This window comes from Salipaludibacillus agaradhaerens (genome assembly GCF_002019735.1).
Lineage (GTDB): Bacteria > Bacillota > Bacilli > Bacillales > Salisediminibacteriaceae > Salipaludibacillus > Salipaludibacillus agaradhaerens.
Map to the genome: position 1 here is coordinate 3270038 of NZ_KV917378.1, position 15205 is coordinate 3285242.

A 15205-nucleotide genomic window follows, 5' to 3' on the forward strand; every position below is an offset into this window, starting at 1 on the left:
GGAAAGGAGGAATGACTAATGAAGAAGTTCATGTTAACTGTATTGGCAAGTGTCATGGCTTTAGGTGTACTCGGTGCATGCGGTGATGCAGAGAATGACCCTGTGAATGATCCTGTCAATGAACCAGTCAATGACCCAGGGATGGAGAATAACGGGGGAATGGATGACAACGGAATGAACGAGGAAGACAATATGTAATGATAAAAAAGTCTGGGGCCTAACCAGCACTAGCCAAAAAATTTTTTAAGGTGGTATCAATCAGTTAACTTCCATGATTGATACCATTTTTTGTTGAATTTATATCATGAGCTATTCGCTTACTGCTCCTGACTTTTCCAAAACAGATATTTCTAATTCACAGCTAGTATGTTATGATAGATGCGTTAATAAATTAATAAGAGACAACCACTAGGGGTGCTATTGAGCTGAGAGAGACAATGTCTTAACCCTACAGACCTGATCTAGATAATACTAGCGGAGGAAAGTGGTGTGAGCAGTTAACTTGAGAGTTTTATTGTTTTTAAAGTGAGATATTCTGTAAGTCCTACTGTTGCCACGACCACTTCAATTGGAGTGGTCTTTTTTGGTTTTCTTAACTCGGTCAGAAGGGAGTAGAAGCTGATGCAATTAGATGATTTACTTACACAGGTGGATAATCACCGCGATGAGTTGTTGACCCTTGTTAAAGATCTCATCCGTTTTCCCACGGAAAGTCCTCCTGCAAGAAATACAGAAGAAGCCCAGTCTTTCATTGCTGAAAAATTAAGAGAGATAGGTTTTTCTATTGACCAATGGGATGTCTTCCCACATGATCCGAATGTTGTAGGAACATTGAAAGGGGAACAATCTGATGTCTATCAAAGCTTAATCATTAATGGTCACATTGATGTAGCAGAGGTGGAAAACAATGTAGGATGGACACAGAATCCTTTTGAACCGGTTGTGAAAGATGGGCGAATTTATGGAAGAGGGACAGCAGATATGAAAGGGGGGCTGGCTGGCGCTTTATTCGCCTTACAGTTATTGAAGGACAATGGGATTGTCCTTCCAGGAGATGTAATTTTTCAATCTGTTATTGGTGAAGAGGTTGGAGAAGCAGGGACATTGGAATGCTGTGAAAAAGGATATAAAGCCGATGGAGCTATTGTGGTGGATACGAGCAATCTCGCTATACAAGGTCAAGGGGGCGTCATTACAGGATGGGTAACGATTAAAAGCCCGACAACTTACCACGATGCTCTTCGCCGCAATATGGTTCATGCTGGGGGCGGTTTATATGGAGCGAGCGCCATTGAAAAAATGGTCAAGCTTATCGAAGGGTTAAAAGAGCTTGAACAACATTGGGCTGTGACAAAATCCTATCAAGGTTTTCCGCCAGGTATGTCGACCATTAACCCAGCTGTCATTGAAGGAGGGCGACATGCAGCCTTCGTTGCAGATGAATGCCGTTTGTGGATAACGGTCCATTTTTATCCTGATGAAAACCATATGGAGATTGCGAAAGAGGTTGAAGACCATTTATTAAAGGTGTCAGAAGCTGATCCATGGTTAAGACATCATCCTCCCGTTTTTAAATGGGGAGGAAAATCAATGATTGAAGACAAGGGCGAAATCTTTCCATCCCTTAATATTGATCAAGAAGGGCCATTAGTTCAACAATTAACGCATGCACATTCGCATATACTCACAACAAAACCTCAAGTGGGTATGTCACAAACTGTGACGGACGGTGGTTGGCTGGGAGAGGCAGGAATTCCAACCGTAATATACGGCCCTGGTGATTTACGAAACGCCCACAGCACGAACGAGTCTGTAGAGATTTCACAACTAATAGATTTCACCAAAGTTATGCTTACGTTTATTTATCAATGGAGTCATACGAAGAAGGAGGAACTATAAGATGTCATTTACGAAACACTTATATGACAAGCTTCAACCTATTTGGAGGAAAAATCATGATCATCCATTCGTAAAAGAGTTGGGTGAAGGCACATTACCAAAAGAGAAGTTCCGTTTTTTTATGATACAAGATTACTTATATCTTATTGAGTATTCGAAGTTATTTGCTATCGGTGCTACGAAAGCAAAAGATGTGAAGACGATGGGGGAATTTGCGAAACTTTTAGATGCCACACTTAATACAGAAATGTCGTTGCATCGCCAATATGCAGCGAAGTTCGACATCTCTGAGCAAGAGCTTGAAAATGCTAATCCGGCTCCAACAACATTAGCTTACACTCACTATATGCTTCATGTTGGCAATCAAAATGGACTAGCTGAATTAGTTGCAAGTGTACTGCCATGTATGTGGAGTTACGCGGAAATTGGAAAAATGCTTGATGAACGGCACGGTAGACAAAATCATGATTATCAAGAATGGATAGATATGTATGCTGACAGCGAATTTCAAGCGCTTGCTTCGTGGACGATTAATTTGCTTGATGAACTAGCCGCAGGTAAACCTGAGCACGAATTAGCCCACTTAGAGGAGATCTTTTTAACGACCACTAAATTTGAGTATATGTTCTGGGATATGGCTTATCATGGGACTGGGTGGCCGGAAGGGTTATGAAAAGTGCCCCATCATTAGCTTTTAAAGATGTTTCCTTTGGTTATGAGGAGAAGCACCATGATTCCCCGCTAATCTTTGAAGAGATGAGTTTATCTGTTAACGAGAATGAATTTGTGGTGATTTTAGGACCGAGTGGATCTGGAAAGTCCACATTCTTTCGTCTCGCTTCAGGGCTTGAGCAACCAGATAGTGGTCAAATTAGTATCCGTGGTAAGGAAATGAAAGAGCGACTAGGAGAAGTGGGGTACATGCCCCAAAAAGGTCTCTTACTCCCATGGCGAACGGTCATGGAGAATGGCCGACTCCCCCTTGAAATTAAGGGGGTACCTAAAAAAGAAGCTGAAGAGAAAGTCAAAGATTATATAGACAAGTTTGGTCTTAAAGGGACAGAGAACAAGCTCCCCCACCAACTTTCTGGTGGCATGCAACAACGTGTTTCTTTTTTACGCGCAATGCTTTCAGGAAGTGATATTCTCTTACTTGATGAACCGTTTAGTGCATTGGACTCATTGACAAGATTTATGATGCAAGAGTGGTTGTTGACGCAATGGCATCAATGGCCAAAAACAATTATTTTTATCACCCACGATATGGAAGAAGCGATTTTTTTAGCTGATAGAATTTTGGTACTTACCCAAAAAACGCGTAAAAAAGAATTAGCTGAGATTCCTGTACCGTTACCACGCCCGAGGACTGATGAAGTACGGATAACACCTACTTTTATGAAGCTAAAAGAGAAGCTGTTAAAAGAAATGAGAGGGGAAGTATGAACAGGATTAAGGGGATATGGCATTATAGTACAGCGATACTTTTAGGGTTGATGGTACTAGCAGGTTGGGAGGTTGGCGCCAGGGTGTATGATAAACCCTTTATTTTACCATCACCTTCAGGGATCATGCTTAAATTGTGGGAGCTAAAAGACGTGCTTTTCACTGTTCATTTGTTAGCTACGTTAGAAGTCATCCTACTCGGATTAGGTATCTCGATTGTGTTTGGCGTCTCATTAGCGGTACTCATGAATCGTAGTCAATTGGCTGAACGAACATTTTTTCCATTTGTTATTGCCTCCCAGACGATACCGATCATTGCTTTGGCACCTATTTTTGTTATTTGGTTTGGGTACACCATCTGGAGTAAAGTGGCTGTCACTGTTCTAATTACATTTTTTCCAATTACAGTGAGTACATTTGATGGATTGCGGGCTGCAAGTAAAGAATTGCAAGATTTGTTAAAAACGATGGGCGCATCGCCGGCCCAAATTTTTCGTAAAGTTCAACTCCCATCTTCATTGCCCTACTTTTTTTCTGGTTTGAAAGTAGCTGTTACATTAAGTGTTATTGGAGCGGCCATTGGGGAATGGCTTGGCGCAAGTAAAGGCCTTGGGTACTTTAGCCGTCGTATGATGACGCAGATGGATGGTGCTGGGGTTTTTGCCCCAATCGTTCTCTTGTCCGTATTAGGTATCATCCTTTTTCTACTTATTAAATTAATTGAAAATATACTAACGAATAAATGGAGGCAATAAAAATGAGATACGCTAAAGAAATATTGTTAGGTTTGTCACTCGTTTTACTAGTCGCATGTAGTCAAACAGAAAACGAGGCAGGTGCTGAGAAGACTGACATTGGATCAGATGACTTAACAGACGTACAAATTATGCTAGACTGGTACCCAAACGCCGTGCATACCTATCTCTATGTAGCGCAAGAAAAAGGGTACTTTGCAGAAGAGGGGCTGGATGTAGAGATAATCTTCCCCGCTAACCCAACAGATCCAATCAATTTAGCAGCTACTGGGGATGTCACGTTTGGTATAACGTATCAACCAGATATTATAACGGCACAACAATCAGGCATTCCTATTGAAGCGGTGGCGCCAGTCGTACGATCCCCTCTGAATCATATTATCTATTTAGATGAGACAATCGAAACACCAGCCGATTTAGAAGGGAAAAGGGTAGGTTATCCTGGTATCCCAGTAAATGAAGTTCTCTTAGAGACAATGGTCACTGACGCAGGTGGGGATATTGATCAGGTTGAACTTGTAGATGTAGGTTTTGAATTGGGCTCCTCTCTTGTAACAGAACGCGTGGATGCTGTTATTGGTGCTTATATTAATCATGAGGTACCAGTTTTGAAACATGAAGGATATGATGTTCAGTATTTTAACCCTGTGGACTTCGGTGTGCCAAGTTTTCATGAATTAGTGATCGTCACAAATGAGACGATGATGGAAGAGGACCCTTCGACAGTAGAGGCCTTCAATAGAGCTATTGTCAAAGGCTTTAATGATATGAAGGAAAACCCAGCTGAGAGCTTAGACATTTTGTTCGAGCATGAAAATCAAGAAAACTTTCCTCTTATTCGAGAAGTGGAAGAGGAAAGTTTGGATATTCTCTTAGCTAAAATGGAAAGTGATGAAGAATCATTTAGCAGTCCAAATGAAGATGTTTGGGAAGAGACGGTTAAATGGTTAACTGATACAGGATTTTTAGAAGAATAACCGGTTGACTAATTTGGTACTAAAAGGAAAACATGTATGAGCACCTTTCTCGTGTTAGACAAACTTCTAACATAAGAGAGGTGTTTTTATGTGACATACAAGGACAAAAATAGATGGCTATCTTATTTAAAAAGAAGATTATAATTCAGGTGCTATATAATTTAGAACTCCCCCAAAATATTAACTTTTTGGGGGAGCAATACTTTTCTTCACTTATAAATTTTTTCATAAAAAGTATCGAATAAATCTTATAGTTTTAAATTTCTCTCTAAAAGAAACTACTACCTTATTAGTTTATATAAGTACATGCAAAGGCAAAGAAACAAAAAACTAATAAAAGAAACTATTGCTCCAAACAAAGTAGATGCTATGAAAATCATTATAATACTTTCATCTTCACCACTACTAAATAAAAAAGCTAAAGTAGACAGTAAGAAGATCATAATTGTCACTGTTTTTATATTACATTTCATTGACTGAATTTTTAGTGGAAATACGTTCATGACTTTCTCCTCCTTATTTCAACGATGAACTTTTAGTGATTTTACCATTATGATTACTTTCAACATTAACTCGTATATATGTAGATTGAAGAACTATCCCATTTCCTTTATAAGTTAACCCCTGAGTCCATTCAGCCTCTTGATATGCTTGCTATTCGTCGTTTGTTACTAGGTTTTTGAACACCACTTTTTTTATTTTTAATTTTCCATGTCCCTAATGATCCTAAATGAGTTTTTGTATAATTATGGGTTCTGCTAGCCGTAACTTTAGAACCATTATAGGTAAACTCAGCCTCAATACCTACTGTAAGTACCATATTTAATGAAAGTAGTATACTCCTAAATATAGATAAAAGCAACGCTTTTAAACCAATAAGTTGAAATTTTTTAAATAAAATGTATATTAGATTATTATACTAAGAAATTAACAACAGATTTATTTTTAAGTTACTCCTTTTAGCGCAAATTGTAAGAAAAGAAAGCCTTCATGCATTACAAAGATCACTTTTTTCAAAGTGGAAATTACCTTAAATCGATTAGTGTTCTTAGCTATTAACAGGATTAAAACAGAGTAAATACAGACTTGTTTCAACGGCTTTTTCTTGATTTAAAAGGACAAATACATGCCTAGAAGCTTGAAAAAAACTTGTGATGCCGTTGAAATCGATGATACTAGTATATTACCACTTAATTTAATAGCCATAGGTGAGCGACTTTCCATAAACGGCTCAAAATAGAGAACAGAGCTAAATGTATATAGGCGAGAGAGGACGGCTGCTAATGTACTAGTTCGCTCAACCTTCAATCAGTGGAAGAAGAAAGAAAACCCCACTGATTGAAGGTTTGTTTTATGTAGGTCATAAAGTAAATGAAGAATGGATAACCGATTTCTTCAAAATACATTACAATAATATTAATGTTCTTGTTAATGTGTTAACGTTTTAATTAATTTATGTTAAAATGAAAACGCTTTCCGGAATAAGTAGTCTGGGACAGGGGGTGACGAGTGGTTCAGTTAGGACAATTTTCATGACCCTTTATTTTGATAGCCTTACGAAAAAAGTAAAGCCAATTATCAAGTTAAGGAAAGGGGAATTTAAATGAATGATTACGTAAAATCTTTTTTAATATTAAGCATAATTTTCATGTTGTTAGTCATTCCTACTAAAGGGGAACAAGGGAATGCACACTCCAATAAGAAGGCCTCTAAATCACCACCCATTAGTGAGAACACCCCTCCGGAATTTGAGGAAGTATCTGTTCATGATCCATCAATTATTAAAGTGGATGATATGTTTTATGTATTTGGTTCGCACATTGAAGCTGCAAAATCGTCTGATTTAAAAAGTTGGACGAATTTTACGAACGGTTATACAACACCTGGTAATACACTTTATGGTGATTTGTCGGAAAATTTAGCAGAATCTTTTGCATGGGCTGGAGAAGATGATGCAGATAGTCGCGGTGGTTTTGCTGTGTGGGCACCGGAAATAGTTTGGAATGAACATTATGTCAAAGAGGATGGATCTAAAGGTGCTTATATGATGTATTACAGCGCTTCCTCTACGTATATTAGATCAGCCATCGGGATTGCTGTTGCTGATGACATTGAAGGGCCATACACATACGTTGATACCATCGTTTATTCTGGTTTTACTGAAGAAGAAGCCTATGATAGTAATAGTGAGATTAATAAAAAATGGACAAACACCCACCTTCCTTCTTTAATAGAAGCAGGGGATTTAGAAGAGGAAAATAGCGATTGGTTTAATGAGAATGGAAGTTATAACAATTTACACTATCCTAATGCCATTGATGCTAACGTTTTTTTTGATGAAGAAGATCGGTTGTGGATGACTTACGGCTCTTGGTCAGGTGGTATTTTTATCGTTGAGCTAGATAAAGAAACAGGGTTAATAAACTACCCTGGTGAGGATGGGAAAACGTCTGATGGCCGACAGATAGACCGGTATTTTGGCACAAAAATTGCCGGGGGGTATGGTCGATCAGGTGAAGGGCCTTATGTCACTTATGATGAAGAAACAGGTTATTACTACTTATACGTCACTTACGGTTGGTTAGGTGCTGATGGCGGCTATAACATGCGTGTATTTAGAGCTGAGTCGCCTGTTGGGCCTTATGAGGATGTTGCTGGACAGGATGCCGTTCTCCCGTCAAATACGGATAACGCACCTTATGGTAATAAACTAATGGGGAATTTCCTCTTTGAAAGAAAAGTAGGAGGTGAAGGCACAGGCATTGGGCACGGTTATGTGTCACCAGGTCATAATTCGATATACACAGATGATAAAACAGGTGATAGGTTCAATGTCTTTCATACCCGCTTTCCTGAAACAGGGGAAATGCATGAATTGCGTGTGCACCAGCTCTTTATGACAAAAGACGACTGGCCTGTCTCGGCGCCTTACAGGTATGCCGGCGAATCGCTAGAAAAAGTAAAGCGGAAAGATGTGATAGGAGATTACAAGTTTATTGATCACGGTAAAGAGAATACTGAGGGGTTAGAAACGTCTGTCTATATAACACTTGAAAAAAATAATAAAATATCAGGAGACGTTGAAGGAACGTGGAAAAGAACTGGACATTATTGGATAGAGCTTTCAATAGACGGAAACACCTATGCTGGTGTGTTTGTAAAGCAGTGGAATCATGTGGCCGAGCGTGAGGTGATGACATTTACGGCATTATCTGATGAAGGGGCATCAGTTTGGGGCACACAACTGCTAAAGAAAACGGACGAAGAAGTGGTCTCAGATATAGTGGAAGATCTCACCCTTGGGGATACTGATAATGTTATCTCAAATCTTGACCTTCCAGTAGAAGGGACGAGAAACGCTACGATTAGCTGGGAGACATCTAATGCAGAGGTGATCACTGAGTCGGGAGACATTACCCGCCCTGATGTTGGTGAAGATCCTGTCTCAGCTGAATTGACAGCTACAATGACTAAAGGGGATGTGACAGATAACAAATCGTTTACTATAACCGTTTTACCTTATCGAGAAGCGGGTGAAATTGCTCATTATGCTTTTGATGGTGACTTACAAGACAGTTTAGGGGAGCAAGATGCTGGCCAGGTCACAGGAGATCGGATAAATAACGAAGGTGGTGAAATCACTTTTACTGATGGAAAGCATGATCAAGCGGCTGTTTTTGACGGTTTTTCTGGCATCAGACTTCCTGATGGCTTAATTGCCGGCGATTCTTATTCTGTTTCTTTGTGGGTGAACCCATCGGAATTGACCCAGTTTACAACCGCATTTTTCGGAGCGAGAAACGAAAATAACTGGATAAGTATGGTTCCGCAAGGGCCTGTCAATGGAGAAACAATGGTGTGGGCAGGGAGCTCTGCATGGTATGATGCATCAGCTGGATATACAATTCCTACTGGGGAATGGTCACATTTAGCGATTACCGTTCATCAAGGAGATGTAGAGATGTATATAAACGGGGAAAAGGTGTTTACAGGTACTAATTTTCCAGATGTTTTTACCACGACAAATGGTCAATTTAGTTTAGGTGTCAATTGGTGGGATCCACCGTTTCAAGGAGAAATGGACGAGTTGCGTATTTTTGAAGGTGTGTTAACAGAAGATGACATACATGATTTGGTGAAAAAAACTAACTAATTAAGAGTTTCTAGTGGGGCAAAAAATGGTTATATTTTCTTGCCCCTGATTATTTCTTTTCTCACAATTTAATCTGAATGTTTCTTTGTTCTAGCATAAAAGTTTTTTTTGCTTTATACTATAGTTAATAATTTTATTAATTAATTAACAATTAATAACGCATTCGATTTGTTTAATGGCATCATTCTTTTTCTAATTTTGAAGTCATATTTAAATGTGACATAATCTATCTTTAGCAAACATAACAATTATGATCGACTGACTCTCTAAAGCTTTGTAACTAAGAGACTAAGTTCTTATTCTTTCTATAGAATGAAAGCGGTTGCTTATACTGCTTCAGATAAAAAAGCAATGCGTTTAATTTTTAATAAGGGGATGATGGTGTTGGCACAGCAAAAAGCTAGTATAATTATTGACAAATCATTTACAATTTCAGAAGTAGATGAGCGCCTGTACGGCTCGTTTATTGAACATCTTGGAAGAGCGGTCTATGGCGGGATATATGAGCCTGAGCATCCAGAAGCGGATGAAGAGGGATTTCGGAAAGACGTTATAGAGTTAGTTAAACGTTTAAATGTTCCTATAATTAGATATCCCGGTGGTAATATGGTATCTGCTTATAATTGGGAAGATGGCATCGGGCCGCGCGAAGAAAGGCCGAGGCGTCTCGAATTGGCATGGCGTACGATAGAGACAAACCAAATGGGTACAAATGAATTTGTGGCTTGGTCTAAAAAAGTTAACGCCGATGTCATGATGGCCGTGAATCTTGGGACACGTGGTATTGATGCGGCAAGAAATTTTTTAGAATATTGTAATCATCCAGGTGGTACGTACTGGAGTGATTTAAGAAAAGAACATGGCTATAAAAATCCGCATAACATTAAAGTTTGGTGCTTAGGAAATGAAATGGATGGATCGTGGCAGGTTGGTCATAAAACGGCCCATGAATACGGTCGATTAGCCTTAGAAACAGGGAAGGCAATGCGACTCGTTGACCCAGACATCGAGCTTGTAGCTTGTGGCAGTTCTAATACGAATATGCCTACCTTCCCAGAATATGAAGCCACGACATTGGAACATACGTATGATGTGGTTGATTACATTTCATTACACCAATACTACGGAAATCGGTCTAATGATACAGAAAACTATTTGGCGAAAACGATGGATATGGATCACTTTATAAAAACAGTTATTGCCACATGTGATTATATAAAAGCAAAAAAACGTAGTAAAAAGACGATTAATTTAAGTTTTGATGAGTGGAATGTTTGGTATCACTCAAATGATCAGGATCGTCAAATTGAACCATGGTCGATTGCACCTCCCCAATTAGAGGATGTTTATAATTTTGAAGATGCTTTATTAGTTGGTTCTATGCTTATGACGATGTTGCGTCATGCTGATCGTGTCAAGATGGCATGTATGGCTCAACTCGTTAATGTTATTGCACCGATCATGACAGAAAATGGAGGGGGAGCTTGGGAACAAACTATTTTTTACCCGTACATGCATGTCTCCTTATATGGAAGAGGTGTGTCATTACAGCCAGTTGTCTCTTCACCAAAATATGATAGTAAAGACTTCACTGATGTCCCGTATATTGACTCAGCTGTTGTTTATAATGAAGAAGCAGAAGAGTTAACGGTCTTTGTTTTAAACAGACATCTAACCGATAAGATGACACTAACAATTGATGTGAGGAGTTTTGAGGGTTATCAAATATTAGAACATATCGTATTAGAACATGACGATTTAAAAGCCGTAAACACTTTAGGTAATCAACGAGTAAAGCCTCATTCAAACGGTGATGCTTCATTAACGTACGATGGCCAGATAGAAGCACTCGTCAATAAAGCGTCTTGGAATGTTATACGTCTAAAAAAGAAAGCGTAACATTTGGGAAGAGTGAGTGGAATAAAACCTACTAAAAAAGTTAAATCAATGAGCTAGGAAGCCATTTCCTAGCTCGTATTTTGGCTTGAATTTTAAAGATAGCCCCTTTAAGTGATAGTTGACTTTCACTCTGTCTTTAATGTCATTTAATTATCTTGCTTTTCTTCTGGGTGCTTTTCATAATAAAGCCGAAATAAAATATCTTGATTATAGTTACCGAACTCTTTCCCAAAGATAGTTAAACCACCTACATGTTTGGAATCGGGGAGAACAGCAAGCTTAAAACTCCAAAGCGGTGAGCGGACATCTATATCATGGATCGTTACATCCGAAATTCTACCGTTTTCAATAAATGTCCCTTCTTCATTAATACGAAGACTTTTTAATAGCCCATATTGATTAATAACTTTTGGCCACCAATCTGGTGTGTACTTCCCTGGACTGTCCCCGAAATCTCCTGGACTCGTCCATATACCGAGTTTTTGAGAATTTAAATAAAAGGTGATGTCAGATGGCCAGTCTTCATTCGTAAAAGGGGCTTCTGAAGACAATTCTAGTGAAATTTCCAACTCTTTAGGGGTCTCATTGTGGTTCAGGAAATTAGGTATTTTATACTCAACATGTCCTTTTGAAAACCAGAGAATTTTTGCATTAACCCGCTCTGGATCAAGAAAATACCTTGGTTCGTCAAATTGGCCTATTATTTTTTCCTCGGTAGCAAGGCCACATGTAGGTAAGACATTAAAATCTGTATAATGCCCTACAGAGAGGGTGGATTGATGGTAATGACTAAGCTTTTCTTTATTAGATGGAAAGAGAATATTGATTGAGTCAATAACTAAAATGCAGAGCTTTTGGATACCGGCTTTACCAGGTACCATTTCCGTACGAATAATGTTAGCCTTCTCCAATTTTTTAATGTGCATGGTCATAATAGCACTGCTTACCCCGACTGCTTCAGCTAATTCTCGAATATTCATAGGTTTTTTTGTTAGTTCCTGTATGATCGCGATTCTGACTTTACTAGCTAGTGCTTCATACACAGGTAAAGATTCAGTGGAAATATCTAATTGCATAGTTTTCCTCCAATGATGCTTAATCAGCTTAAAGTAGAGCACATATCCATATATTAATGAAAGAAAGTATATACCCTACTCTAAGGCAGCCTATAATCACGCTGTCTGTGATTATATTAACATCTATATTTATGAATTGAAAGTTCATCCCTTTGTGGTATGAATTTTTTTAATTTTTATCACAGATAACCGTACGTAAAACGTCTGCCTCAAAATAGAGAGCAGAGAAAAGATATTTAGCTGGAAGATAACAACGGATGCTAATGTCCTGATTCACGCAACTACCAATCAGTGAGAGAACGGCGAAAACGTCTACTGATTGAAAATCCGTTTTATTCAGACTCTAGGTAAAACAGTAAAGGAGCGTCAGGGGAAAAAGGGGTTATGTTTATTGAAAGTTTTTAAAATATCCATCATCCTAGCAATTATGTACGTACAAGTCATGGGGATCTATAAAAAATAAAATAATATAGAATAATTCATTTTAATTGTCACAAAACGAACACATATGAATCAATATCTATTTATAAAAAAATAATTGAAATACATACGTACAAGTGTATAATATTAAGTAAGCGCTTCAACCAAATGGAAAGGGTGATGAACGTGTTAGAACAATTAAAAGAGGCCGTCTATAAAGCCAACCTTTATCTCCCTAAGTATCAGCTTGTCACACTGACGTGGGGAAATGTCAGTGGGATTGATAGGGAAAAAGGTTTAGTGGTGATTAAACCAAGTGGTGTCGAATACTTTGACATGAAAAGCAAAGATATGGTTGTTGTAGATTTAGAGGGCAATATTGTAGAGGGTGACTTGAAACCATCATCTGATACGCCTACTCACCTTGCCCTATATCGCGCTTTCGAAAATATCGGAGGTATTGTTCACACTCACTCTACGTGGGCGACTGCTTGGGCTCAAGCTGGAAAAGATCTTCCGCCTTTTGGTACCACTCATGCTGACTATTTCCATGGTCCTGTGCCATGTACTCGCAAACTGACTAAAGCAGAAATAGAAGGGGACTATGAACTAGAAACTGGTCACGTCATTATCGAAACCTTTCAAGATAAAGATCCTGTGAAAACACCTGGTGTACTTGTTCATTCACACGCCCCGTTTATTTGGGGGAAAGATGCTATGAAAGCGGTACAAAATGCGCAAGTTTTGGAAGAGATGGCTAGTATGGCGCAAAAAACGTTAGCTATAAATCCTAAAACGCCTCCAATGGATAATGTATTAATGGATAGACACTTTTTTAGAAAACATGGCGCAAAAGCTTACTATGGACAAAACTAGACTGATAGGAGGAATAACGGATGTCAAAGAAATATACTGTCGGGGTTGACTACGGAACGGAATCTGGAAGAGCCGTCTTAATTGATTTATCTAATGGGAAAGAAATTGCAGATCATGTGACACCGTACCGACATGGTGTCATTGATGATAGATTACCAGAATCGGGGATAAAACTGGAGCATGAATGGGCCCTTCAACATCCGCTTGATTATGTTGAGGTTCTGACTACTTCTGTACCGGCTGTTATGAAAGAGACTGGCATTGATCCGAATGATGTGATTGGCATTGGCGTCGATTTTACAGCTTGCACGATGCTCCCGATTGACGAAAAAGGGCAGCCTCTTTGCTTGAATGAAAACTATAAAGATAACCCCCATAGTTGGGTGAAGTTATGGAAACACCACGCAGCACAAGATGAAGCGAATTTAATAAATGAGATAGCAGAAAAGAGAGGCGAAAAATTTTTACCACGGTATGGAGGGAAAATTTCGTCTGAGTGGATGATAGCTAAAATATGGCAAATATTAGATGAATCTGAGGACATCTATCATCAGACAGATCAGTTTTTAGAAGCGACAGACTGGATTGTGTCACAAATGACGGGCACTATCACAAAAAATAGCTGTACCGCGGGCTATAAAGCCATTTGGCATAAGCAAGACGGGTACCCATCTAATGATTTTTTCAGATCATTAGATCCACGATTAGAAAAGCTAACAGAAACAAAATTACGTGGAGACATATTACCGTTGGGAGCGAAAGCTGGTCAGCTACAGCCTGAGATAGCAGATAAGATGGGCTTAAAAGCAGGGATAGCAGTCGCAGTAGGGAATGTAGATGCTCATGCTGCTGTTCCGGCAGTAGGAGTGACAACACCCGGGAAACTTGTCATGGCTATGGGCACGTCTATTTGCCACATGTTATTAGGGGAAAAAGAAAATAAGGTTGAGGGTATGTGTGGAGTTGTAGAAGACGGCATTATCCCTGGTTACTTAGGATATGAAGCCGGTCAATCGGCTGTGGGTGATATTTTTGCTTGGTTTGTTAATAACAGTGTGCCTCAATCCATTTTCAAAGAAGCTGAAGACCGAAAAGTCAATGTCCATACGCTATTAGAAGAAAAAGCAGCAGTCTATAAGCCAGGTGAATCAGGGCTAGTGGCTCTCGATTGGTGGAATGGCAACCGGTCGATTCTTGTAGATACAGAATTGTCAGGACTGATGCTCGGCTATACACTCTCTACAAAAACTGAAGAAATGTATCGAGCACTTCTTGAAGCAACAGCCTATGGTACCCGAGCGATTGTAGATGCTTTTCATAATAATGGTGTGTCTGTAGATGTTCTTTATGCGTGTGGGGGGCTTCCTCAAAAAAATAAGTTACTTATGCAAATTTATGCCGATGTCACGAACCGCGAAATCCGTATTGCGGCCTCTAAGCAAACCCCCGCCCTTGGAGCAGCGATGTTTGCAGCAGTTGCTGCTGGGAGTGCAACTGGTGGATATGACACGATTACAGAAGCTGCAGCCCACATGGGGCGGGTGAAGGATGAAAGTTACAAGCCGATCCCAGAAAATGTAGCCGTATATGAAAAACTCTACCGCGAATATGAAGCGCTCCATGACTATTTTGCCCGTGGTACTAATGATGTCATGAAACGTTTGAAATCGTTAAAAGCAGAAATGAGCAAATAAAGGAGAGGATGTC

The 15205-nt window shown here is 39.3% G+C and carries 11 protein-coding genes and 1 riboswitch; of the genes, 10 read left to right on the forward strand and 1 reads right to left on the reverse strand.

The features are described from left to right. The first annotated feature begins 18 nt into the window (after positions 1-18). The 8 genes from BK581_RS15250 to arfA all read left to right on the forward strand — a co-directional run bounded on the left by BK581_RS15250 (position 19) and on the right by arfA (position 11126). The gene (locus BK581_RS15250) at positions 19-198 is read left to right on the forward strand and encodes a hypothetical protein (RefSeq protein ID WP_078578965.1); all 180 of its coding nucleotides are present in this window, start codon (positions 19-21) and stop codon (positions 196-198) included. 202 nt (positions 199-400) lie between these two features. Then, a riboswitch (TPP riboswitch) is annotated at positions 401-500 on the forward strand. Positions 501-621: 121 nt separating this feature from the next. Continuing rightward, positions 622-1899, forward strand: a complete 1278-nt coding sequence (locus BK581_RS15255) for an acetylornithine deacetylase (RefSeq protein WP_078578966.1) — start codon at positions 622-624, stop codon at positions 1897-1899. 1 nt (position 1900) lies between these two features. After that, positions 1901-2572 (forward strand): thiaminase II, encoded by a 672-nt coding sequence (gene tenA / locus BK581_RS15260; protein WP_078578967.1) that lies wholly within the window; start codon positions 1901-1903, stop codon positions 2570-2572. Next, the gene (locus BK581_RS15265; protein ID WP_078578968.1) at positions 2569-3342 is read left to right on the forward strand and encodes an ABC transporter ATP-binding protein; all 774 of its coding nucleotides are present in this window, start codon (positions 2569-2571) and stop codon (positions 3340-3342) included. The genes tenA and BK581_RS15265 overlap by 4 nt, the downstream gene beginning before the upstream one ends. Next, positions 3339-4097, forward strand: coding sequence for an ABC transporter permease (locus BK581_RS15270; protein ID WP_078578969.1), 759 nt, complete (start codon positions 3339-3341; stop codon positions 4095-4097). Before BK581_RS15265 ends, BK581_RS15270 begins: the two co-directional genes overlap by 4 nt. Before the next feature lie 2 nt (positions 4098-4099). Next, the gene (locus BK581_RS15275) at positions 4100-5074 is read left to right on the forward strand and encodes an ABC transporter substrate-binding protein (RefSeq protein ID WP_078578970.1); all 975 of its coding nucleotides are present in this window, start codon (positions 4100-4102) and stop codon (positions 5072-5074) included. A 1603-nt stretch (positions 5075-6677) separates the two neighbouring features. Beyond that, a complete protein-coding gene (locus BK581_RS15290; RefSeq protein WP_078578973.1) occupies positions 6678-9227 on the forward strand; it encodes a LamG-like jellyroll fold domain-containing protein in 2550 nt (849 codons plus the stop codon). 378 nt (positions 9228-9605) lie between these two features. Continuing rightward, on the forward strand, positions 9606-11126 hold the full coding sequence (gene arfA, locus BK581_RS15295) for an arabinosylfuranosidase ArfA (RefSeq protein ID WP_078579970.1): 1521 nt from the start codon (positions 9606-9608) through the stop codon (positions 11124-11126). A gap of 146 nt (positions 11127-11272) precedes the next feature. Here arfA and BK581_RS15300 read toward each other — a convergent pair whose 3' ends face one another. Further along, positions 11273-12202: an ArsR/SmtB family transcription factor gene (locus BK581_RS15300; protein ID WP_078578974.1), complete on the reverse strand. Its 930-nt coding sequence runs from the start codon at positions 12200-12202 to the stop codon at positions 11273-11275. 606 nt (positions 12203-12808) lie between these two features. Between BK581_RS15300 and araD the strand changes: the two genes are divergently transcribed. Continuing rightward, positions 12809-13498 (forward strand): L-ribulose-5-phosphate 4-epimerase, encoded by a 690-nt coding sequence (araD, locus tag BK581_RS15305; protein ID WP_078578975.1) that lies wholly within the window; start codon positions 12809-12811, stop codon positions 13496-13498. Positions 13499-13518: 20 nt separating this feature from the next. After that, positions 13519-15192: a ribulokinase gene (locus BK581_RS15310; protein WP_078578976.1), complete on the forward strand. Its 1674-nt coding sequence runs from the start codon at positions 13519-13521 to the stop codon at positions 15190-15192. Positions 15193-15205: the final 13 nt, after the last annotated feature.